We start from the raw sequence: 25529 nt of genomic DNA, 5'->3' as shown, positions 1-25529 counted from the left end.
CAAAATTATAAGGTCTTTTTGTACCTTATTTTTTTATTTCTATTATTTTTTTAGATACTTTTTAATTTATAATTATTATAATGAACAAATAGAATCGGGGCTTTTAAATGGATAATTTAGCAATATTTGAAGAATTTAATTCTAAAAAAATATCTCAAGATGATCTAGAAGCAACTATTATTTCTCTTAATAATTATTTTGTTAAATTAAACGATTTAAATAACCAATATTTGAATTTAATTCGTCAAGATAATATTGATAAATCAAAAAAACAAAATATTAAAATTCAAAGAAAAAATACAAAAATTGAAATTAATAAAATAATAGCAACTACTAAGCTTTTTAAACAAAATATCAAACTAGCTGAGAGTATGTATAAAAAAATTAAATCATCTAATAATCAAGACGATATTAAAAAAGCCCAACTTGAAGTTGAGAATGCTAAAAGTATGTTAATACAATTTAAAGAAGCTATTAATGGTCAAGGTAAAAGTATTAAACTTAAAAAACTTAATGATATTGCTATTGAAATAAAAAATTTATCTTTTAAGTATGGACCTGAATTTCCTAATGCAATAGATGATGTTTCATTTACTATTAACCAAGGTGAGTATGTAACTATTATTGGTCATAATGGTTCTGGAAAATCAACTATTTCTAAAATTTTAATTGGTGTTTTAAATGCTCAACAAGGTGAAATTAGAATTTTTGGAAATATTGTTCATGATCATAACATTGAACAGGCTAGAAAATTTTTAGGGATTGTTTTTCAAAATCCTGACAATCAATTTATTGGTTCAACTGTTGAAGCTGATATTGCATTTGGATTAGAAAATAAAAGAGTAGATCCTAAAAAAATGCCAGATATTATTTTAGATTCAGCAAAAAAAGTTGGTATGGAGTGAGCTTTAAAAAAAGAGCCACTAAATTTAAGTGGTGGTCAAAAACAAAGAGTGGCAATTGCTTCAACTTTGGCTTTAGATCCAGATATTATGATTTTTGATGAAGCTACTAGTATGTTAGATCCAAAAGGAAAAAGAGAAATTAAAGAAATTATGGTTCAATTAAGAGAAACTAGAACTAAAACTATTCTTTCAATTACTCATGATATGGATGAAATTTTAAATGCTGATAAAGTAATTGTTTTAGATCATGGAAAACTAGTTAGAGTTGCTAAACCATTAGATATAGTTGAAGATAAAGAATTTTTAAGAAATATTCAATTAGATGTGCCTTTTGTTGGTTTGGTTAGAGAAGAGTTAGAAAAAAAAGGAATTAAAATTGCAAGTACACAAAATATAGATGAGCTGGTAGAACAAATATGCAAAAAATAAATAATAAAAATCAAAAGCAACAAAAAATGGATTTTTCAAAAGATATTATTTTAGATAATGTTTCATATACTTATGCAAAAAAAACTCCTTTTGAATTTAAAGCTTTAAATAATACTAGTTTAAAATTTAAAAAAAATAAAGTTACTTGTGTAATTGGAACTACTGGTTCTGGTAAATCAACAATGATCCAATTAACAAACGGACTAATAATTACTGAAACTGGACAAACAATCGTTGGTGATTATGCTATTCCTGCAAATATTAAAAAAATTAAAGAAGTTAAGCGTTTAAGAAAAGAAATAGGTTTAGTTTTTCAGTTTCCTGAATATCAATTATTTCAAGAAACTATTGAAAAAGATATCGCTTTTGGTCCTGTTAATTTAGGTGAAAATAAGCAAGAAGCCTATAAAAAGGTTCCTGAACTTTTAAAACTAGTTCAACTACCTGAAGATTATGTTAAACGTTCTCCTTTTGAATTATCTGGTGGTCAAAAAAGACGTGTAGCTTTAGCTGGAATTATTGCTATGGATGGTAACACACTTGTTTTAGATGAACCAACTGGAGGTTTAGATCCTAAAGGTGAAGAAGACTTTATTAATTTATTTGAAAGATTAAATAAAGAATATAAAAAACGTATTATTATGGTTACTCATAATATGGATCAAGTACTAAGAATCGCTGATGAAGTAATTGTTATGCACGAGGGAAAAGTAATTGATATTGGTTCACCATTTGAGATTTTTTCAAACATTGAACTATTAACAAAAATTGAAATAGATCCACCAAAGCTTTATCAATTAATGTATAAATTAAAGAACAAAGGGATTGACTTATTAAACAAAAATATTAGAACAATTGAAGAATTTGCTAGTGAATTAGCTAAAGTATTAAAATAGAAAGGCCAAATTATGAGAATTACTTTTGGTAGATATATTCCTAAAAACTCAGTCATTCATAAAATGGATCCTAGAATGAAACTATTTATGATTATAGTTTTAATTGTTTCTGTTTTTTTTCCTATTGGTCTTACTGGATATTTGATTATTAGTGTAGTTATTATTAGTGTTTTTGCATTAAGTCAATTAAGTTTTAAAATGTTAATTAGATTATTTGTTCCTGTTAGTTTTATTTTTGTAATTATTGTAATTATGAACTTTTTTTTCATTCACCCTTCAAATCAAACAATTGAAGAAATTTCAAAATGAACTACAAGTAATACTAATAAGATTTTTTGAACAAAAACTAGTAATTCATTAATTGGACAATTAGATGTTAATGCTGTTAATATTTTACAAAACGATAAGTTAGAAAATATTAAAAACTTGCAACCTATTGGATATTTTTTTAATTGAAAAGTTTTTTGATTTAGTGAAAAAGCTTTATATAGTGCTTTAGTAATGGGAATGAGAATTTATTTAATGATTACATTAACTTGTATTTTAACAGGTACAACTCCTTCATTACAATTAACATTAGCTATTGAAGATTTGCTATCACCACTAAGATTAATTAAAGCTCCAGTTTATATTTTGTCAATGATTATTTCAATTGCTTTACGTATGATTCCAACTTTAATTGATGAAGCAGGAAGAATTATGAAAGCTCAAGCAAGTAGAGGAATTGATATTAAAAATGGAAAATTTAAAGATAAAGTTAAGAGTTTAACCTCATTAATTATTCCTTTATTAGTTTCATCATTTCAAAAAGCTGAAGATTTAGCTTATGCAATGGATGCTAGAGGTTATGATCCAAACGCTTCAAGAACTAGATTTGTTCAATTTAAACCAAGACTAATTGATTTTATTTTATTTGTATTAGGTATTAGTTTTGCTGTTTTTATGATGGTTTATGGTTTGAATCCAAGTGGAGTATTTACTAACTGACATATTAATCACATTGATTCACTAGTAACATATTAAAATGAAAATAGGTATTTTATTAACTTTGTGCTATGATGGAAGTAATTATCATGGATGAATTAATCAAATTAATTCTATAAGTATTCAAACTGTTTTAAATAAAGCTATTAAAAAAGTAATTAAAACTAGTGAGTTTAAAACAATTGGAGCTAGCAAAACTGATGCTAATGTTCATGCTTTAGATCAAAAAGTTTTATTAATAATTTATTTTACTCCAATTTTAGAAAAGTTTATTAAAGCTATAAATAAAGCTTTACCTAAAGATATTAGAATTTTAAATGCTAAATTTGTAAATTCTGATTTTAATATAAGAGAAGTTGAGTATAAAATTTATAATTATTATATTAATGATTATAAATTTGATATTTTTACTAATCGATATGAATATTTTTGAAAACACTCAAAAATAGATATTTTAAAATTGCAAGAAATCTTTAACCTTTTTGTTGGTGAACATGAATTTAAATTATTTTCTGGTTTAAAAGAAAATGAGTGAGATAATTATCAAACAAAAAGAATTATTGATGATATTAAAGTATTAAGAATTAATAATAAAGTTGTGATTCAATTTAAAGCAACAGGTTTTATTAGATATCAAATAAGAATTATTATTGCAAATTGTTTAAATGCTTATTTAAATTATAAAATTAATGTTAATACTTTGATTGAAATGTTGCAAGGCATTGGTAAAAAAACACCTTTTATTATTGAAGCAAAGGGTTTAGTTTTGCAACAAATTAAATTTAAATAAATGTTTTTATAAATCACCTAATTTGTTACTTGTAACAAAAATGGTGTTTTTTTACTATATTGATATAATAAAAAAGAACGACTGTTTAAATTATCATATTAAAAAATCAGATTAAAAAGGAATAATTATGAAAACTAAATATCAAAAAAGAGATAAATGACTGGGTCTTATTTTAAAAAACTCTTTAAAAAACTCTTTTAAATATAAATCGCAATTACTTGGTTTAGTTTTATTAGTAATGATTATGAGTTTAATTATGTCTTTAATATCAGCAATTAACTCAAGAGTTTTAAATAGATATGATAATTTGATTACTAATTCTAATCAACATAATTTAGTTTTAAAATTAGATCCATATGAAAATTTACCAACTAGTTTAATTACTTCTAATAATCAAATTCAAGCTCAACAACAATATATTAATCGTTTAAATGAAAAACTATATTCTAGATACAATTTTAAATTTGATTGATCAAGAACTGAATCACGTGAATTTAAACAAGTTAAATCTTTAAATAATTTACAAACATTAAAAGCTATTTCAAAACAATATTTAACTAATAATAAAGTTGATCAAATAGTAATTGTTAAAGGTAGAAATATTAATTCAAACAAAGAAGTTGTAATTGATCCAATTTATGCTAAAAAACATAATATAAAAATTAATGATATTATTAGATTTCAAAAAGATGTTTTAGGCGATCAATTATTAGTAAATTCATTAAATAATAAACAAACTAGTCAAGAACAATTTAATGATATTAATAAAATTACAAAACAAGGATTAACTGATGTTAATGGTGTTTATCAGATTAAATATGCAAGTAGTTTTGATTGATACCAAGTAGTTGGATTTGCAAATTCTGCTGATTTTATTTTTCCAACAATTAATGCTTATTCACCAATTCCTAATCGTTTAAATGAAGGAATTATTTATGTTGATCCATCAAGATTTGGCTTAATTAAACAAGATGATGGTTTTTATAGGTATGATTCGACTAGTTCTAAGTTAGTTGTGAGTTCAAATAATGAATGAGAATCATTTTATTCATTAAAAACAGAACATAAATTAAATGATCAGATTATTGATTGAATGAATCAATATTTTAATGAATTAATTAATAAAAGAACACAAAGCAAATGAATTTATAAATTAGAAGATTCAAATTATAGATTTAATTCAAGAACTAGTGTTATTAAAAAAACTATTAGTGCTTATAATATTTATTCTGCTGCTGTTTTACTAGCTGTTATTAGTGTTGTTTTATATACTACTTTTTTAATCACTAAAAAACAAATTTTAAATTCTCGTGGTCAAATAGGAACAATGAGAGCAATTGGGTATAAAAAGCGTCAAATGGTATTTAATTATGTGATGATGCCATTTTTTACAAGCATTGTAGGTGGAATTTTAGGATATATTTTATCTTGTTTAATTTCAATTATTATTATTAATAAATTTGCTAATTACTTTAGTTTAGATTATGGGGTTTTTAGCTTTGATTGAATTGGATTTTTAAATAATTTAATTTTTATGTGATTAATTATTTCAGCAATTTCATTTTTAATTGCTTATTTAATTATGAAAAAAGGAGCAATTAATTTATTAGAAAATAGAAGTGCTAAAAAAATTACAAAACTAGGTAGTTTAGTTAAAAGTTTATCTAATAAAAGAAAGTTTAATCATCGTTTAAGAGCTGCTTTATTAGTTGATTCTGGTTCTAAACTAACTGGAGTTGGGTTTGTTGTTTTAATTGCTACAATTTTATTTACTATTTCTTTTGTTTCACCAAATTTATTAAAAAATAACAAGATTTATTCTTATAATGGAGTTAAGTATAATCAAGTTGTTGAATATAGCCAACCAACTTATAATAATCCTTTTTCTTTTATAAGAGTATTTAATCCAGATATCAAATCTAAAAATTCTTATGATATTATTAAAAACAACGATTCTTATTTAGCCACTTCTTTACCTAGTAAAAATCAAAGTTATGATTTAGAAACTATTATTAAAGATTATTTAGATCAAACTTTTAATAATGCTTATTATAGTTTAGATATTGATTTAAAATATAAACAAGAAGTTGATTCAATTAACTTGGCTTTAGCAAATATGAAATTATTACAAGCTCAAGACATTGCTTTAACAAAACAATATTTTAAATATATTGCTAGTTTATCAGCTTCTCCTAGTTCAATAAACTTTATTTTATTAAAAAACTGACCTGATTATATTAATTTAATTAGTAATTTAAAACAAACAAAATCAAGTGAATTTGAAACATTATTAAATCAATTTAAATATTTACAACAATTTTATGCAACTTATACTAATAGTATTGGTTTAGCTATTAATAAAAACTATGTTAATAGTTTTGATTTAAAAGACAATGAAAATTTAAAAATTAATAAGTTTAATCAAATTAAAAATGAGCAAATTACTTTAAAAACTAAAGCTTATGAAGATATTTTGAATTCTGATTTATTATCAATAAGCAAATCTAGTTTATCAAATGATAGTTTTAAAGCTAACATATTAAAAGAGTTTAAACTAACAGATAGTAAATCTAGATTGGGGCTTTATCATATTTTAGATAATAAGTGAAATAAATCTAATTCTATATCAGATCAATTTTTAGATATTTCAGCTTCTGATTTTATTAATAAAAAATATAAATTAGATGATTTAAAAGATTTGGTTGCAAAACTATTTTTATGATTTAGTATAATGTTTTATAAAAGAGATGATCAAGCTTTAATTCAAGCAGCTTATTCACGTGCTCCTTATTTTGTAAAACAAAACTTAAAGATTTCATACAATAGTAATAAAGATTACACTTTAGGATTTAACTTAGCTCCTTTTAATAAAAATTATGAGCAACTAGGAACTTTATTAAATGTAAAAACATTAGATAATAAACATTCATTTAAAATTTATGGAATTTTAAACAATCATGATTATATTGATTTATATGATGAAAATAAAAATGATTTAATTAAAAAATTATTTGATTCAGATAAAAATAGTATTATCATTAATCAAACTATAGCAAAAAGATTGAACTTAAATACTAATGATAAAATTTCACTAAATGTTTTACAAAATGAACTACAATATGTAGAAAATAATAAAACTACTGTTTTTAAAACTAGTGATTGATCTATGAAACAAGATAATAAATTTAATAGTTTTGTTCAAAGATCTCAAATTACTACAGATAATTTAAAAGTTAAAACTAATGATAATTATTTGTCTTTAAATAATTTTTCAGATATTACTAGTTATTATCAAAGTTATTTAGAAAATAAACTTAAAATTGCAAATAAAAGTCAAACTAAAGAATTTAAAATAGTTGGTATTCATAATGGTTATAATGAAAGCATGGCTTGAATTAAAGAAGATGATGCTCAAAATATTTTAAATTATAAACAAAATAAACAAATTTGATGAAGAGATATTTTTGCTCCTCAGTGAAATAAGACTTTTTCAACAACTCAAGCAAAACAAGTTTTAAAAAATACTTTAGATTTAAATAATAAGTCTTTAACTGATTATAGTTATGATCAATTTGTTGAACAATTTATTAATGATTCTAAAAACCCTAATCATAATGTAGCTAAAAAAGTTTTACAAATCTTTGATAATCAATTTCCGATTTTTAATTATAAATATTCAAAAAGTAATGATATTGGTAATTTAGATACAATAGTTTCAACTTATTCAAAAATTGCTGATTATAATCCTATTAGTTTAAATGGACAACATTTAGAAAATAAAATTGTTTATGATGGAATTGGACAAGGAGTTATTAAAACTATTACTCCAATTCAAATTACAAAACAAATTCTAGATCAAATTTCTAGTTTAGTAATGTTAACGTTAGTTTTAGCAATTATTACAATATTAATGATTGTATTTATAATTATTTTATTAACTACTTCTTTAATTATTTCAGACAATGTTAGGTTTATTGCTACTTTAAAAGTTTTAGGTTATTCAAATAAATATATTACAGAAAACATTTTAGGAATGTATTTTATAGTTATTGCTAATATGTTAGTAATTGGATTTGTTAGTGGTTGGTTTATTTTTGATTCAACTATTAAATCATTATATTCATTTATAGTTCTTCCGATTATTTTTCCAATTTGACTACCTTTTGTTGTAATTTTTGCAGTTAGTGGAATTTATTTAATTACTTTAATTGTTGGATTTAATTCAATTTATAAAACTGATGCAACTTTAACTTTAAAAGATAATGATATTTAAAATAATTAATTGCTTGTATTTTAGGTTGTTATGTTGATAAACACTATAAGTTTATATATAATAAATTAATGCTTATCACACTTTAAAGACCCCGGACAAGTCAATTAAAGGAAGTTAGCAAAAATGAAACAAACTACTATGATTTCTGCAAAAGACATTAATAAAAAATGATACATTGTTGATGCAGAAAATAAAACTGTGGGTAGATTAGCAACTCAAGTTGCTCTTATTTTAAGAGGAAAACATAAAGTTGATTTTACTCCACATATTAATAATGGAGATCACGTTATTGTAATTAATGCTGAAAAAGCAATTTTTTCTGGTAAAAAAGAATCTAATAAATTTTACTACCATCATTCAATGCATCCTGGTGGATTGAAAAAAAGAAGTGTTTCAGTTCAAAGAGAACTAGATCCTACTAAGATTTTAGAAAGAGCTATTAGATTAATGCTTCCAAAAAATGTTCAAGGTTCAAATCAATATAGAGCTTTACATGTATTTAAAGGATCTGAACATCCATATGCTGCACAAAAACCTGAAGTTTTAGAAATTTCAACTAAAAAAGGAGATGTTAAATAATGTTTAAAGATAAAGTTATTTACAGAGGAACTGGTAGAAGAAAATCTTCAATTGCTCAAGTTATTTTAACTCCTGGTTCAGGTTTGATTACAGTAAATGGAAAACCAGCATTAGAATTTTTCCCATATGCTACTTTAGTTCAAGATTTAGAACAACCATTAGTAGCAACTAATACTTTAAAAGATTTTGATATTATTGTTAAAGTAATTGGTGGTGGGTTTACAGGTCAAGCAGGTGCAACTAGATTAGGTATTGCTAGAGCTTTATTACAAGCTAGTGAAGATTATAGAAAATTATTAAGAGATCAAGGGTTATTAACTCGTGATGCTCGTATTAAAGAACGTAAAAAATATGGTTTACGTGGAGCACGTAGAGCACCTCAATACTCAAAACGTTAATCTCTTTTAAGCAACATAAAAATGTTGCTTTTTATTTTTTTAAGATAAAATTAATATGTCATAGAACTTATAGTTATTTTGCCAAGAATATACTATCACAAGTAAGATATTTCTAATATGTTATAATTTTTATAATTGTCAATATTAAATAAGGAGTTTTTATGAGAAAAATACTTGCTATTTTTAGTTCGTTAACTTTAGTAAGTACTGGTGTATTTTCTACAGTTTTAGCTTGTAAAAAAACTATAACTCCATCTATAAATACAAATAATAACAATAATAATAAGGTTACAATTACAAATAATTCATTAAATAATATTAAAACAGTTTCAGCAACACTTTTAAAACAAGTTGCTATAGCTGATTATTATGGCTATAATTTTGAGTTTTTAAAATCTTATTTTAATAATAAAAACTTTTTTCAACAAGCAAAAAACTATAATATAAACGCTGAAGTTAAAGACAAAATTACTTTATCAACTGATTTTGAAGATGCTCTTGAAAATTATTTTGGCAAATCTTTAATTATTAAAAAAAATGAAAATATTAATTTAGATGGCATTAAAGGAACTGACACTGATTTTTTAACTTCTGTATTACCAAAAACTTTATTTGGATTAACTAGTGAACAAATTAGTGGTGCTATTTCTCTTATTTTAGAAAATTTAAGTAGTGCTGGTATTGTTGGTATACTTGATTTAGGTAAAAATTTTGATATTAACAATAAGTTTGCTGATATTATTAACAATTTAAAAATAAGTAAAGACATTATAACAACTATTTTAAATGCTATTTTTTCTAATCCTAAATTTTTAGAAGAGTTAAATAAAGAAATTGAAACATTTGATGCTTTAACTTTATATAAAGATTTTGAATTATCTGAGTTAAATAACTTAGCTCTTTTAAATATTTTAGATGGTATTAATGGTATTTTAGATAAAGATTATAATTTAGTGTCTGCAGAAGTTAAACCTAATAATGGTTTGAATGTTAAGTTATGAGAAACATCAAAAACATTTATAAGAAAAATAAGAAAATTTGATAATAAAACAAGTGTAATTCCATCAGTAAATATAATTTCTAATAATACTAATAATAATCAACCAATTATTCCAGATAATATTAAAAGACATATTAAAGTAGCTGCAAGTTTAATTAGAGGATTAGAATTATTCCAATATCTTTTTAGTTTGTTTGATGAAACTAGAAAAGAAAAATTTAATATATCAAGTGATAATATATTTAATAAAAGCAAAAAAAATACTGATTTTATTAAAGAACTATATGGAATAAATAATATTAATGGTTCTAGTTCATCTGCAAGTTCTACTTCTAGTAAAAAAATATCTAGTCTTAATAATAACGGATCATCTGGTTCTAATTCTAAAACAACTTTAAATTTAAAATATTTAATAGATACACTAAATTATTATCTAGGTAGTGTAAACAAAAAAGGAAATGCGTACAGATTAAGACAATTTGCTGCTATTTTATTTTCTGGAAAATATATAGAAAACAAATATAAAAATGAAAATAGTACTACTAGTTCTGGAAGCGAAAATAGTGGAACAAATGTTGGTCAAAATTATAATAGTTTATTTTTTGAGTTTAATGGAAGTCAAAATAATACTATAAAAGAAATTAAATTAAATGGATTTCAAACATTTTTAGTTGCTATATTATTTGAATCACTTTCAAATATTAAGCTTAAAAATCTGAAATTTGATAGTCCAATTTTTAGTATTGCTAAAACATATATAGAAAAAATAGATCTTAAAAATTTCTTTGAAAGCGAATTATTTTTAAAAAAAGGACTTGCAGATGTTTTTATTTCATTATTAAATTTAATCATTGATTCTTTTGTATCAAATAAACCAATTATTGATGATAACTTTGTTAAAGTTATAGAAAATATTTCTATAATATTAAAAAATTTAAAGCTAGATGAACTATTAAAAAGTTTACTTAAAGATAATAATGAAACAATCAATTTTATTAAGACATTATTAGAAAAATTTGTTAAATTTGATGATATTTCAACAAAAATAGATAATTTTATTAAAAATGAACCTACTTTTTCTTTAGTCAAATCAGGTATTAAAAGTTTAATTCCAATTCTTGGTGAAAATTTCTTTGAGTATATATATGATAAAAATGTTGAACAAACATTTGATACTATTGCAGCACTAACAAATGATTCTGTAACAAAACTAGTTTTAGAAAAATTTAATATTAAAATTCCAGCAGCCTTAAATTTTATATTCCCCTATTTTAAAAAAGTTGCCATTAGTTTAAGAAATATATTTCCAAATAATATTCACTTAAATCTTCAAAATTTATTTAGTATAAAATTATCAGATTTTATTAGAGTAGATACTTATCCTAATTTTGGTAGTTATTATCTAGATAAATCTATAACTGAAATTTTAAATGAAATTTCTAACTCAGATTCATCTGATTTAAAACTAAAAGATCTTGACAAAGCTTATGGGTTTAGTATAATTTCTTTAAAGAATTTTGTAAAAGGTATTTTTGAGTACAAATATAAATGAAATAATGGAAAAGAAGGCAAAAAAAATTTATTTTCTATTATTTTAGAAAATCCCAATAAATTTAAAGAAGTTATAGGTTTAACTGATGAAGGGATGAAAGAAAATTCAAATTCATTAATAGATCTTTTATTTAATAAGCTAATTCCAAGTGATAAAGCAAAAAATCAAGATAGCTTGAAATGATTTGCTGGACTTTTAAACAATGTTATTATAAACTTAAATAAGAAACCAAACTTTACAACTAGTCTAGAAAAACATTTTAGTGATCAAAGATTTAATAAATTTGAATTTAGTGAAACTAAAAAAGAAAATTCAGGTTTAATTATTTCTCAAAGTGTTTCAATTACTATAAACGATCAAAAATATGCTATAATTGTTAGAAGAGATTTAAAGCAATCGACATTTATAGTTGAAACTATTAAAAAAGAAACAATACAAAATAATATTTAAAAATTTAAATAACATCTTGAATTTATAACAAAAAAAATATAATATTATCTTGTTATCCGGAATATAGCTCAGCTGGTTAGAGCACTCCGCTGATAACGGAGAGGTCGTTGGTTCAAGTCCAATTATTCCGACCATATGAATATTAATTTTGACACCAATTGGTGTTTTTTTTTTTTTACTTTTTTATATAATTAATAAATAGTTATTCATTTTCTTACTTAAACATTTTAATAACAATTTTAATTAATTATAGTAAAGGAGTTAACATATGGATTTTTCACACAAAGCCATTGAAAAAAAATGACAAAAATATTGAAAAGAAAATAATGTTTATAAAACTACTGATAGTAATCACAAAAAAGCTTATGTCTTAGATATGTTTCCTTATCCAAGTGGAGCTGGATTACATGTTGGTCACATTAAAGGATATACAGCAACTGATGTTTATAGTAGATTTAAAAGAATGCAAGGTTATGATGTTTTACACCCAATTGGTTGAGATGCATTTGGTTTGCCAGCTGAACAATATGCTTTAAAAACAGGAAATGACCCAAGAGACTTTACTTTAAAAAATATTGAAAATTTTAAAGCTCAACTTGTTAAAATGGGTTTTAGTTATGATTATGATAAAGAAATTAACACAGCTGATCCAAATTACTATAAAGTTACACAATGAATATTTAAAGAACTTTATAAAAAGGGTTTAGCTGAAAATAGAAATATTGATGTTAATTGATGTCAAGAACTAGGGACTGTTTTAGCAAATGATGAAATTATTGAAAAAGACGGTTTAATGGTTAGTGAAAGAGGAGAACATCCTGTAGTTAAGAGAAAAATGCGTCAGTGAGTTTTAAAAATTACTGATTATGCAGACAAACTTTTAAAAGGTCTAGATAATTTAGATTGACCAAATTCTGTAAAAGAATTGCAAAGAAATTGAATTGGTAAATCTGAAGGATGTGAAATAAACTTTAAATCAAATGATATAAACATTCCAGTTTTTACTACTAGAGCTGATACTGTTTTTGGAGCAACTTATATTGTTTTAGCTCCAGAAAATGAACTTGTTTTAAAACTAACAACACCAAATAAATTAAATGAAGTTAAAAAATATATTGAACTAACTGCAAATAAATCTGAAATTGAAAGAAAAGATGAATCAAAAACTAAAACAGGTGTATTTATTGGTAGTTATGCTATTAATCCATTAACTAAAGAACAAATTCAAATTTGAATTAGTGACTATGTTTTAAATGATTATGGTTCAGGAGCTATTATGGCTGTTCCTGCTCATGATAAAAGAGATTGGGATTTTGCTACTAAGTTTAACTTACCAATTAGATTTGTAATTAGTACAAAAGATCAATCTAAAGCTTTTGTTGGTGAAGGAAAACACATTAATTCAGACTTTTTAAATGATCTTGATAGAATTCAAAGTTTGCAAGTAATTCATAATTATATTGAAAAAAATAATTTAGGTAAGAAAAAAACTAATTACAAATTAAGAGATTGGTTATTTTCAAGACAAAGATTTTATGGTGAACCATTCCCAGTTTTATATGATAAAGATAACAATATTATCTTAGTTGAAGATAACAATTTACCAATTACTTTACCAAAGACTGATTATATAAAACCAACTAATACTGGTGAAAGTCCTTTAGCTAATGTTAAAAATTGAGTAAATGTAAAAATTGGTGATAGAGAATATAAAAGAGAAACTAATACTATGCCTCAATCAGCAGGATCAAGTTGATACTTTATTGCTTATGTTTTAGCTAATTCAAAAAATAACTTAATTGATTTAATTGGTGATGAATCTAAAAAAAGACTAGAAAAATGATTACCAGTTGATTTGTATATTGGTGGTCAAGAACATGCTGTTGGTCACTTGCTATATTCTAGATTTTGAACCCATTTTTTATATGATTTAGGATTATTACCAACAAGTGAACCATTTCAACGATTATTCAACCAAGGAATGATATTAGGGTCTGATAATAGAAAAATGTCTAAATCTTGAGGAAATGTTATTAATCCAGATGATGTAATAGATACACATGGTGCTGATGCTTTAAGATTGTATGAAATGTTTATGGGTCCATTAGATGCTAGCTTACCTTGAAGTTTTGACGGATTAGATGCTAGTTTGAAATGATTAAATCGTTGTTATAGAATGATTAATAAAGTTGAGTTTAGTAATACTAATAATCATAAGTTAGATTATGTTTATAATGATGTAGTTAAAAAAGTAACTCAAATGATTAAAGAATTGAAATTTAATACAGCAATTAGTCAGTTAATGGTTTTAGTAAATGCAATTTATAAAGAAGAATTATCTACAGTTTATAAACCATATATTGAAGGTTTTGTAAAAATGTTAAGTTTATTTTCTCCACATTTAGCTGAAGAATTATGAGAAAAATTAGGAAATAGAACTAGTGTAACTTTACAAACTTGACCAGAATTTGATGAAACTAAAATAGTTAAAAATACTGTTGTTATTGCTTTACAAGTTAATGGAAAATTAAGATCAACAATTGAAGTTGAAAAAGGAACAGATAAAGAAATTTTAATAAAATTAGCACAAGAAAACGAAAATATTATCAGATTTATTAAAGATCATAAAAATTTAAAATATATAGCAGTTGTTGATCGAATTGTCAATATTGTAATTGAGTAAAAAGGTAGAAAATACCTTTTTTATTTTACAAAATTATATAATCATTTTTGTAGAAAAGGAGTTTAAATGAAAAAAACCGTTAAATTAACAATCATTTTATTAGTTGTTGCAGTAATTTATTTTGGTTATTCAGCTTGACTTGACGGGGTTGCTATTTATGCAATTAGAGGTGTAAAAAATGATGGTAAAGATTCATTTTTCTCACTAATGACTTCAACTTCTGCATGAGTTAATAATTGAAAGACTATTTTAATTGAAAAATTAGGTGAAAGTAGTGAATGAGGAAAAAAAGTAGCTGCTTTTAATGGATCAACATCATGAACAGATTGAGTTAACGCCATTAATCAGTCTGGTTATAAATTAACTGGATTTATGGCTCCAGACTCATTATTATATACATTACTAAGTCCTTTTAAACTTATTTTAGTTGGAGGGGTTTTTGCAATGTTTATACCTTTATTAAAACAATTATTATTTAATACAATTATTGGCATTAAATCATATTTAAAAAATAGAAATATGAATGTTTTATTTAACTATAGTAAAACTATTGAATTTGTTGAAAATTTAAAAACAAAAATTAGTGAAGGTGATTTTGAAGGAGTTAAAACAGCTTACTCATCATATTCATCACTAGCATTTAAACCTGTATTTTTAACTAATTTAATGAATGAAATTTATAAAACACTAATTAAATTTGGTGATGTCACAGTATTTAAAAATGGTTGTATTTCAGTACTAGAATCAATTCAAGAAATGTATCTTAAAGAAAAAAGACGTGCAATGAATAATGGAAGAGGAGATGAAATGTTTTATGACATAAAACGTGGATTTGAATACTCTTCTTATAGTTCAAGATATTTTGTTAAATATTATGAAGCAATGTCTAAAGATTCTAAGAAGTTGGGATGAAAAATCTTTAGTATAGAGATTTCCCGTTTTTCATTATTCTTACTATTTGCTTTACTTCCAAGTATCTTATTATCTGGAATAATTAGTGGTATTTTATTACAACTAATTACTGAAAACTCTTCAAACATTACTGCTTTAGTTACAATTGGTTCATTTATTATGTTGTGAGTAATTTTTGCAATCATTTTTCATGGATTTTATATTTTCTTTAAAAAAGATTACAAAATTAATAAACATATATTAATTAAGCCTGCAATTACTTATTATTCATTATTATTATTAGCATTTATGACATTAACTGCTGGTTGTGTTGGAATTGCTCAAGTTGGAAATATTGCTCAACCTTTTACAGCCCCATTAATGACTAAATGATTTGGTGCTTTAGCTTATTTAGTGTTAACAACTTGTTTAGTAATGTATGCGTTAGCAACTTTAGTTGATAACTATAGATCAGGAAAACAACTATCAGTAAAACTAATAGTTAATAACATAGTTTTACCTGGATTTATTTGAACAATTACAACTGGAGCTAATTTTGTTGCATTATTTGCTAAATCTGAACAAGTAATAGAATATAGTAGTTTAATTTCTGGTATTAACACTTTAGTAATGGTAATATTTTGAATTTATTTATTTACAGCTCAATTTTTAATTAATAATTTAATTACTTCAAAAACATCAAAAATTTTAAAGCAAACTAAAGTAATTCAAAAATAAAATAACCTTAAAATATAAATTGATTTTCTATAGTTTGTGAATATAAAATAATAATTAAGAAAATTATTTTAAAAATAGAGGTGATTTTTTGAAAAAAATATTAAGTTTTCTAGCTATCTTAGTATCAATTTCTACTAGTATGTTTTTAAGTTCTAGTTTGATTATTAATAATGATATTAATAGTATTGTTTTAAAATCTGAAGCTAAAAAAGAAGAAAAAAACAATTCTAAAACACTAGCTAATTTAATAAAAAATACAAAACTTGGTAGTTTTAATAAAACACCAACAGCTAGTGAAATTATTAAAAGAGTTAATGAAGTTAATAAACTAGAAAATGATAAAAAACTTAAAGAAACTGATGTTGATATTAAAATTGGAAGTAAAAAAGCAACAATTATTTTAAAAACAAATAAAAGTGATACTGTTGTTATAGAATACAAAAATACTCATAAAATTGCTGAAACAGTTGGAGGAGTTCTAGCTGGAGTTGTAGTTTTAATTGGAGCTGGTTTTTTATCTTATAAACTTATTAAAAAACAAAAAGCATCTAGAAAACAAGATTGATAAAAAAAGAGAAGATGACAAATTCTCCCGAACCCCATATTCCGGACTAAAATCCAGGAAATGGGGTTTTTATATGTCTAAATTAAATTTAGAAAAAAAGTTAAAAATTGTTAAAGAAGCTAAAAAACTTAATATAAAAAAGAGTATTTATTTAGCAAATAAATATGATGTTTCAGTTTGGACTGTAGAAAGTTTAGTTAATAGATTTGAAACGTTTGGAATAGAAGGACTAATTAATAAGGAAAAAAAGCCTTATTATAGTGCAAAGCTAAAACTAGAAGTTGTATTATATAAACTTGAAACTAATCACTCATATGATGAGGTCGCAAAAAAGTTTAATATTATTTATTCATCAACTATAGCTGGTTGAGTTAAAAAATATAGAGAATATGGATTTTTAGGGTTAAATAATAATATAGGAAGACCTAAGAAAATTATGAAAAACCCTAATAAAAAACCAGCTAAAATAAAGAAATCACAAGTAAAAATCAATAATGAACAACAAATTAAAGAATTAAAAGAAAAAGTGGAATACTATAAGTTGGAGGCTGAATTCTGAAAAAAGTTCCACACCTTGTTGACAAAAGAAAAATCAACAAGGAAAAAACAAAAGTAGTTTTAGAATTACTAAAAACACATAAAAAAGTTAAAATTTCTATTCTCTTAAAAATAGCCGAGCTGCCTAAATCTTCTTTTTATGAATGAAAATATAAGTTAGAAAACACAATAGATAAAGACAAAGAATTAAAGGAAATGATTGTTGATATTTTTAGCAAATCATTTGAAACATATGGGTATAGAAGGCTAAAAATAGCTTTAGAATCAAAAGGATATATTGTTAATCACAAAAAAATTTTAAGGTTAACTAAAGAGCTTGGTGTTCAGTGTATCAAATTTAGAACAAAAAATGGAAGATATAGTTCTTATAAAGGAACTGTTGGAAAAATTGCAGATAATGTTTTAAAAAGAAATTTTCATTCTTTACAAGCAAACAAACTTTGATGCACTGATGTAACAGAGTTTAAAGTTAATGGTCAAAAGTTATATTTATCACCAATTATTGATCTTTACAATGATGAAATTATTTCATATTCAATTCAAACTAATCCTAACTTAAACCTAACAAATTTAATGCTAGACAAAGCACTTAAAAAGGTTAAAAATACAAATGGTTTGTTGATTCATTCTGATCAGGGATTTCATTATCAGCACATTAGTTGAGCTAAAAAACTAGAAGAAAATAACATAACACAAAGTATGTCTAGAAAAGGTAATTGCTTAGATAATGCTATTATAGAAAACTTCTTTGGTTTATTAAAGCAAGAAATTTATTATGGTGAAAAATATAATTCAGTAGAAGAGTTAACTAAAAGAATTCATAAATATATTTATTGATATAACAACATAAGAATAAAGGAAAAATTAAAAGGATTGTCTCCTGTACAATTCAGAAAACAATCCTGTTATAATATTGAAAAATTTTAGTCCGTGTTTATGGTAGCGGGGGGGGGAATCTTCTCTTTTTTTATAATGTTAAATCTTTTTTAGTAAAGCTAGTAATTCCAATACTAGAAGATAAAAATATAATTCCTATTAATATTGCATAACTAATATAAAATTCAGAAACAGTTTTAATAGAAAGCCTATTAAAATCTATCAAACTTAATATAGTAAAATTTTTAAAATCAATTAGAAATTGTTTATCTAAAACTTTACCAACTTGACTAATTACATCACTACCAACAAAGATTGTAAAAATAGCTCCATTAAAAATTAATACTCAAGTTCCTTTATTAAAAATACAACTAAACATAAAACAAATTGAACCAATTGCACATACCATTATTCAAAATGAAAAACATTGTAAAGCTCAGTTTTTTAAATTAATTTCTTCTGTATTTATATGATTAATTTTCATAAAAACTGCATTTATTAAAAAAACAATAAAAACATAAATTGTAATACTAAATAAAAAATATAACAATCTACTTAAAACAATATTAGTTCTAGATAAATTAGATGAAAGTATATAAGTTAAATGACCTTTTTCAATTGGTCTTGTCATTAAAGAAATAGTTCCTGAAATTAAAAAAGTAGAAATAATTAAAATACCATATTGATCAAAAAGAATTCTTAAAATAGTTTGATAAGCAGTGACACTTATTGAATTATCATTTGATTTTATAGAAATTAATAAAATAATAGATATAAAACTAAAAAAAGGAATACAAAACAATCAAACTATTAAAGTATTTTTAAAGGAGTTCTTTCATAATTGAAAATTAAACATACTATTCAGTTTCCCCTTCTTTTTTATAAAATTTTAAAAAGTAGTTTTCTAATGAAAAAGGAACCTCTTCAAGTAGATTAATTTCATATAATTTTAATTGATTAAAAAAGTAATTCACTTTATCAATAGGAACTTTATAAGTTGCTAGTAAACCAGTTGTACTTATTAAAAATTCGTCTCTATAAATATTTTGATCTTTAAAAGTAACTTTATATTCTCTATCATTAGTGTTTTTTATTTGGTCTAAATCTAATTTATTAATTATTCTACCATTTTTAATTATTGCTACTTTGTTACATAATTTTTCAACTTCTTCAAAAACATGAGAACTTAAAAAAATAGTAGTGTTATTTTGTTTTAATTTTAAAATTAAATGAATAAATTTATTTTTAATTAAAGGATCTAATCCAGTTGTTGGTTCATCTAAAATTAAAACTTTTGGCTGATGCATTAAACATAAAACTAAACCTAGTTTTTGTTTCATTCCTTTAGACATTTTTTTTATTTTAATATTTGGATTAAATTCTCAATACTTAATTAGTCTTTCAACATAATCTCAATTATTTTGTTTTCTTAATTTATAAATAAATTTAATATAGCTTAAACCATTTTCTTGTTCTGGAAAATTGATTTCTCCAGGTAAATAACCAATACTTGGTTGAATCTTATGAGATTGTTTTCAACAATCTTTATTAAAAATTAAAGCTTTACCTTTGCTTTGTTTAATATAGCCCATTAAGTGTCTAATTGTTGTAGATTTACCTGCTCCATTTGGCCCTAAATAACCATAGATTTCACCTTTATTAACTTCTAAGTTAATATCAAAAATCCCATAACCATTATTATATTGTTTAGTTAAATTTTTAATTTCTATAATTTTTTCTTGCATACTTTTCCTTTTACTATAGGTTAATTATAAAGATAAATTTAATTATAAAAAGACTTAAATCCTAAAAGATTAATTAAAATAGCAATTAATAATTTATAAAATATTAAAATTTTAATATAAATCAAGCTTATTTTTTAAGTAGTTTTTAAAAGGACTTAAATCTTTTGTAATTTAAAAAAAAAAAAAAAAAACAATAGTGCTAAAATAAATATTAAGAAAGGAATTTTTATATGAATAAAGTTAGACATTTTATAGATACTCAAGATTTGAGTAAAAAAGAAATTTTTGAAATATTTCGATTAATGAAAATGTTAAAAGAAGCTCGTTATTGTGGTGCAGTACCTGAATTGTTAAAAAACAAAACTCTAGCCATGATATTTGAAGAACCTTCAACTAGAACTCGTGTTTCATTTGAAGCAGCTATGACACTTTTAGGAGGTCATGCTCAATATTTAAAACCAGGTGAATTACATCTTGGAGTTCGTGAAAGTTTATATGATACAACTAAAGTTTTATCACATATGTGTGATGGAATTATGTGTAGAGCTTTAAAACATGAAACAGTTTTAAACTTAGCAAAATATGCTGATGTTCCAGTTTTAAATGGTCTAACAGATTATAATCATCCAACCCAAGCAATTTGTGATGTATTTACAATGTTAGAATATATGCCGGCAACTAAAAACTTGGAATATGAAGACATTAAATTTGAAGATATTAAAGTTGTATTTATTGGAGATAGAACTAATGTGTGTTCGTCAACAATGCATATTACTACAAAGCTAGGTATGAATTTTGTACATATTTCACCAAAAAGATACCAAAGTCCACAAGAATGAGTTGATATTGCTAATGAAAACATCAAACAAGCTAATAGTGGATCTGTATTAGTAACTGATGATTTAGAACAAGTTAAAGATGCTGATATTGTTTATACTGACTTATGATGATGAGTAGATCAAGAAGATGAAGCTGAAGAAAGAGTAAAAGCCTTTAAACCAACTTATCAAGTTACTCCTGAACTAATGAAAAAAGCAGGACAACAAGCATTATTTATGCACTGTCTACCTGCTTCAAGAAATGTAGAAGTTTATGATGAAGTAATAGATTCAGATCAATCAATTGCTTTTGAACAAGCAGAAAACAGATTAACAGCTCAAATGGGTCTGTTAGTTTACTATTTATACCCACAAATTGATAAATCATCAAATGCTGTTAAAGATTATTATAGAGGTAAAGTTGAAGCTTTTATGGAACATCAAGATCGTTCATGAAAACAACGCTACACATATAATAATGATTATGCTGAAACAAAAAACAAAAAATAAAATAAAAAATAATTTTTAAATATGTCTAAAACAAAAAAAGGTCTAAGACTGTTTGACATAATTGCTTTTACATTTAGTGCAGTTTTTGTCTTAGACTCATTTGCTTCAGCAGCAGCAATTGGTTGACAATCAATAATTTATTGAATTTTATTAGCTTTCTTATACTTTTTACCTTATGGATTAATTACAGCTGAACTAGGTGCAGCATATAGTGATAATGGTGGGATTTATACATGAGTTAAAAATGCTTGTGGTAACAAGTGAGCAGCTAGAAGTAATTGATTTTATTGATTAAATGTTGGTTTATGAATGTCTTCAGTTTATATTGCATTCTCATCAACATTATCAAAAATCTTTTTTCCAAGTGCTCCACTATCATTATGAACTCAAATAGGTATAGCTATTGGTATAACTTGAGTAACTGTTTTAGTTGGATTATTAAATTTTAAATATACTAAGTGATTACCTAACTTTTCTTCTATTTCAAAACTTGTTGTAACTATTGGTTTAATTGCAGCAGCAATTACTTGATTAGCTCAAGGAAATGTAGTATCTACAAAAATAGATGATGCTGAATATGGTATTCTTCCATCATTTAGCAAAGGTGTTATATTTTTACCAGTAATTATTTATAACCTTTCTGGTTTTGAATTGGGTTCAAATACTGCAAGCGAAATGAAAAACCCTAAACGCGACATTCCATTATCAACTATTTTAGCTGGAGTGACAATTGTGATTTCTTATATCATTGGAACTATTGCAGTTAATGTAATATTAGATGTTAAAACTTTAGATGTTTCTAATGGTATTATTCAAACAATTGAAAAAGTCTTTCCACAATGGCTAACTAAAATTTTAGGTGTATTTTTACTATTTACTTTTTTTGGAAATATGATTACTTGAAGTACAGGTGCTAATAAAGCAATTCAAGAAGCAGCAAGTGATGGAGAATTTCCAAAAATCTTTGGTACAGTTTTAAAAAATGACTCTCCATTATGAGCAACTATTATTACTGGAAGTGTATGTACAGTGTTATTAATTATTGCAGGTTTATTATCTCCAAGTGGAGAAATTTCTGAAATCTTTTGACAATTATATGCATTTTCATCAATTATATTTTTATTACCTTACTTATTAATATTTCCAAGTTTTATCATTATTAGATACAAATATCCAGATTTAAAAAGACCATTTAAAATCCCAGGACCTAAGTGATTCCAATGAGTTGTTGTAATTACTCCTATGATAATTTTATGTTTAAGTATAATCTTATTCTTATTTGGTGAAATTATGGTAGGTGCAAAAACTTGAGAATTAAATTCTGGTGGAGGATATGTATTATTTGCTTTAGTTGGAACTGTGATTTGTATTGGTATTGGTGAACTATTAATATGATGATCTAGTTATAAAAATAAAAAAAACTTAGTCAAAGGAGAATAAATTAATATGAGCAAAAAAATGAATTCAACTCCTAAAAAAGATGGTTTTTGAATGCCAGGTGAATGAGAAAAACATGATCAATGTTGAATGATTTGACCAGAACGTTCTGATAATTGAAGACTTGGTGCAAAACCAGCTCAACGTGTATTTGCAAATGTAGCTAATGCTATTGCAAAATATGAAAAAGTAACAATGCTAGTTTCTCATCAACAGTTTGAAAATGCTCGCAACCTTTTAGATCAAAATGTTAGAGTAATTGAATGTTCAAATGATGATTCTTGAATGAGAGATGTAGGACCAACTATTGTTAAAAATAAAGATGGTGAAATTCGTGGTGTTGACTGAGTCTTTAATGCTTGAGGAGGATTTAAAGGCGGATTATATTTTCCTTGAGATAAAGATGATGCTATTGCTAGAAAAGTTTGTGAAATTTCTAATATAGATTATTATAGAACTGATTTTGTTTTAGAAGGCGGAAGTATTCATACTGATGGAGATGGAACATTATATACAACTGAAGAGTGTTTATTAAATGAAAACCGTAATCCAGATTTAAGTAAAGAACAAATTGAAGAAAATCTAAAAGAATATTGTGGTGTTGAAAAAGTAATTTGATTACCACTAGGAGTTTATAATGATGAAACTAATGGACATGTTGATAACTTATTACATGTTGTTAGTCCAGGTCATGTTGTTTTAACTTGAACAGATGATACAACTGACCCTCAATATGAACGTTCTAAATTGGCTTATGATATTTTAACAAATACTTTAGATGCTAAAGGTCGTAAAATTAAAGTAACTAAATTACATCAACCAGGACCATTATTTATTACAAAAGAAGAAGCAGAAGGTATAGATGTTTGTGATACTATGTCAAGAGAACCAGAACAAAGAATGCCAGCAAGTTATGCTAATTTCTATATTGCAAATAATGCTATTATTCTACCTATTTTTGGTGATAAATATGATGATTTAGCAGTTAAAACACTTCAATCAGTTTATCCAAATCATAAAATTGAAACTGTAATGGCTCGTGAAATTCTATTAGGTGGTGGTAATATTCACTGTATTACTCAACAACAACCAACAACTAAATAAAACTATCTTATATACAAATTTTATTAATAAACTACCACTCATTAAAATAAAAACATTTTATAATGAGTGGTTATTTTTTAAAAAATGAAAAAAATTCTTAGAGAAAGGAGAAGTTAAAATGTCAAAAATTGTAATTGCAATTGGTGGAAATGCTTTAGGTAATTCACCAAGCGAACAATTAGAAATTGTTAAAAAAACAGCTAAGTCATTAGTTGATTTTATTCAACAAGGAAATGATATTGTAATTGTTCATGGTAATGGTCCTCAAGTTGGAATGATTAATAATGCTTTTGATATTGCTAATAAAAATGAATCAAAATCTCCAATTTTAGACTTTCCTGAATGTGGGTCTATGAGTCAAGGTTATATTGGATATCACTTACAACAAGCTATTGATAATGAGTTAAAACTAAGAAAAATAGATAAACAAACAGCTACAATTGTTACTCAAACTCTAGTTGATAAAAATGATCCAGCGTTTTTAAAACCAACTAAACCAATTGGTTCTTTTATGAGTGAAGATGAAGCTAAAAAAATGGCTAAAGAAAATAATTGAAATGTTGCTGAAGATGCAGGTCGTGGTTGAAGAAGAGTAATTGCCTCACCAAAACCTATTGATATTGTTGAAAAACAAGCAGTTTTACAATTAGTAAATAATTCATTTATTGTTATTGCTGGAGGTGGTGGTGGAATTCCAGTTTATCAAGAAAATGATAAATTAGTAGGAATTGCTGCTGTTATTGACAAAGATTTTGCCGCTGCAAAAATAGCTGAAATTATTGGCGCAGAAAGTTTAATTATTTTAACAGCTGTTGATAAAGTGATGATTAATTATAAAAAAGAAAATGAACAAGCTTTAGATCAGCTAACTTTAGATAAAGCTCAAGAATATATTGATCAAAATCAATTTGCATCAGGTTCAATGCTTCCAAAAATTCAAGCTGTAATGTCATTTGTTAAAAAGACAAACGGTAAACCAGCTTATATTGGCTCATTAGAACAAGCTGAAAAAGTTTTACAAAATTTAAGTGGAACTAAATTTGTTAAATAAAAATATTTTAATAAATTATTTAAATACAATAATTAAAAGTAGTTAAGTTTAACTACTTTTTTAGATTAAAAAGTTTAATTATATTGACTTTAGGTGATAAATTTTAGATAATAAAATAGTTAATGGCGTAGGTGGTGAAGTGGTTAACACATCAGGTTGTGGCTCTGACATACGCGGGTTCGATCCCCGTTCTACGCCCCATTTTGAAAAAAACAAACAACACTTAGGTGTTGTTTTTTTTATTTTTCTAATCAATAATAAATATTTTCTATTTTTTTCTAATACTTATATGAGGTG

The 25529-nt window shown here is 24.3% G+C and carries 18 protein-coding genes and 2 tRNA genes; 18 read left to right on the top strand and 2 right to left on the bottom strand.

Going from position 1 to position 25529, the window contains the following annotated elements; all coding sequences use genetic code 4:
• The first annotated feature begins 107 nt into the window (after positions 1 to 107).
• From MSB_RS03355 to MSB_RS04805, 13 genes are all read left to right on the top strand, one after another.
• Entirely contained in the window at positions 108 to 1334 is a 1227-nt protein-coding gene (locus tag MSB_RS03355) for an energy-coupling factor transporter ATPase (protein WP_013447951.1), read from the top strand.
• Positions 1322 to 2230: an energy-coupling factor transporter ATPase gene (locus MSB_RS03350; RefSeq protein ID WP_013447950.1), complete on the top strand. Its 909-nt coding sequence runs from the start codon at positions 1322 to 1324 to the stop codon at positions 2228 to 2230. Before MSB_RS03355 ends, MSB_RS03350 begins: the two co-directional genes overlap by 13 nt.
• Before the next feature lie 12 nt (positions 2231 to 2242).
• Positions 2243 to 3253 carry an energy-coupling factor transporter transmembrane component T family protein gene (locus tag MSB_RS03345; RefSeq protein WP_013447949.1) on the top strand — a complete coding sequence of 337 codons (1011 nt, stop codon included), beginning with the start codon at positions 2243 to 2245 and terminating at the stop codon, positions 3251 to 3253.
• A 1-nt stretch (position 3254) separates the two neighbouring features.
• Entirely contained in the window at positions 3255 to 4004 is a 750-nt protein-coding gene (locus tag MSB_RS03340) for a tRNA pseudouridine synthase A (protein ID WP_013447948.1), read from the top strand.
• A 127-nt stretch (positions 4005 to 4131) separates the two neighbouring features.
• Positions 4132 to 8277: an ABC transporter permease gene (locus MSB_RS03335; protein WP_013447947.1), complete on the top strand. Its 4146-nt coding sequence runs from the start codon at positions 4132 to 4134 to the stop codon at positions 8275 to 8277.
• Positions 8278 to 8400: 123 nt separating this feature from the next.
• Entirely contained in the window at positions 8401 to 8856 is a 456-nt protein-coding gene (gene rplM / locus MSB_RS03330; protein WP_013447946.1) for a 50S ribosomal protein L13, read from the top strand.
• Positions 8856 to 9254 carry a 30S ribosomal protein S9 gene (rpsI, locus tag MSB_RS03325; protein WP_011166882.1) on the top strand — a complete coding sequence of 133 codons (399 nt, stop codon included), beginning with the start codon at positions 8856 to 8858 and terminating at the stop codon, positions 9252 to 9254. The genes rplM and rpsI overlap by 1 nt, the downstream gene beginning before the upstream one ends.
• 161 nt (positions 9255 to 9415) lie before the next feature.
• Positions 9416 to 12256: an MOLPALP family lipoprotein gene (locus tag MSB_RS03320; RefSeq protein WP_013447945.1), complete on the top strand. Its 2841-nt coding sequence runs from the start codon at positions 9416 to 9418 to the stop codon at positions 12254 to 12256.
• Between the two features lie 57 nt (positions 12257 to 12313).
• A tRNA-Ile gene (locus MSB_RS03315) sits at positions 12314 to 12390 on the top strand.
• Positions 12391 to 12524: 134 nt separating this feature from the next.
• Positions 12525 to 14939 (top strand): leucine--tRNA ligase, encoded by a 2415-nt coding sequence (gene leuS / locus MSB_RS03310; protein ID WP_013447944.1) that lies wholly within the window; start codon positions 12525 to 12527, stop codon positions 14937 to 14939.
• A gap of 66 nt (positions 14940 to 15005) precedes the next feature.
• Positions 15006 to 16568 (top strand): hypothetical protein, encoded by a 1563-nt coding sequence (locus MSB_RS03305; protein ID WP_013447943.1) that lies wholly within the window; start codon positions 15006 to 15008, stop codon positions 16566 to 16568.
• An 88-nt stretch (positions 16569 to 16656) separates the two neighbouring features.
• Complete coding sequence (locus MSB_RS03300) at positions 16657 to 17136, top strand: hypothetical protein (RefSeq protein WP_013447942.1); 480 nt, start codon at positions 16657 to 16659, stop codon at positions 17134 to 17136.
• Positions 17137 to 17206: 70 nt separating this feature from the next.
• Positions 17207 to 18618, top strand: a protein-coding gene (locus MSB_RS04805; protein ID WP_129619794.1) for an IS3 family transposase whose coding sequence is annotated in 2 segments (ribosomal slippage) — positions 17207 to 17699 and positions 17699 to 18618 — 1413 coding nt in all. Because the reading frame shifts where the segments join, the coding sequence is not laid out codon by codon here.
• Positions 18619 to 18658: 40 nt separating this feature from the next.
• Here MSB_RS04805 and MSB_RS04940 read toward each other — a convergent pair.
• Positions 18659 to 19423 (bottom strand): ABC transporter permease, encoded by a 765-nt coding sequence (locus MSB_RS04940; protein ID WP_013447939.1) that lies wholly within the window; start codon positions 19421 to 19423, stop codon positions 18659 to 18661.
• A gap of 1 nt (position 19424) precedes the next feature.
• On the bottom strand, positions 19425 to 20312 hold the full coding sequence (locus MSB_RS03280) for an ABC transporter ATP-binding protein (protein ID WP_013447938.1): 888 nt from the start codon (positions 20310 to 20312) through the stop codon (positions 19425 to 19427).
• Positions 20313 to 20542: 230 nt separating this feature from the next.
• On the opposite strand from MSB_RS03280, the gene ptcA reads away from it, so the two are divergent.
• The 5 genes from ptcA (at position 20543) to MSB_RS03255 (ending at position 25433) form a co-directional block, all read left to right on the top strand.
• Complete coding sequence (gene ptcA / locus MSB_RS03275; protein ID WP_011387515.1) at positions 20543 to 21640, top strand: putrescine carbamoyltransferase; 1098 nt, start codon at positions 20543 to 20545, stop codon at positions 21638 to 21640.
• A 21-nt stretch (positions 21641 to 21661) separates the two neighbouring features.
• Positions 21662 to 23080, top strand: coding sequence for an APC family permease (locus MSB_RS03270; protein WP_013447937.1), 1419 nt, complete (start codon positions 21662 to 21664; stop codon positions 23078 to 23080).
• A 6-nt stretch (positions 23081 to 23086) separates the two neighbouring features.
• A complete protein-coding gene (gene aguA, locus MSB_RS03265) occupies positions 23087 to 24181 on the top strand; it encodes an agmatine deiminase (protein WP_011387513.1) in 1095 nt (364 codons plus the stop codon).
• Between the two features lie 118 nt (positions 24182 to 24299).
• Positions 24300 to 25232 carry a carbamate kinase gene (gene arcC, locus MSB_RS03260; RefSeq protein ID WP_011387512.1) on the top strand — a complete coding sequence of 311 codons (933 nt, stop codon included), beginning with the start codon at positions 24300 to 24302 and terminating at the stop codon, positions 25230 to 25232.
• Positions 25233 to 25357: 125 nt separating this feature from the next.
• Positions 25358 to 25433 (top strand) — tRNA-His (locus MSB_RS03255).
• The last annotated feature ends 96 nt before the right edge of the window (positions 25434 to 25529 follow it).

The organism is Mycoplasma leachii PG50, from assembly GCF_000183365.1.
GTDB classification, from domain to species: Bacteria; Bacillota_I; Bacilli_A; order Mycoplasmatales; family Mycoplasmataceae; genus Mycoplasma; species Mycoplasma leachii.
The sequence above is the reverse complement of the archived record's forward strand: the minus strand, read 5'-3'. Positions and strand labels throughout refer to the sequence as shown.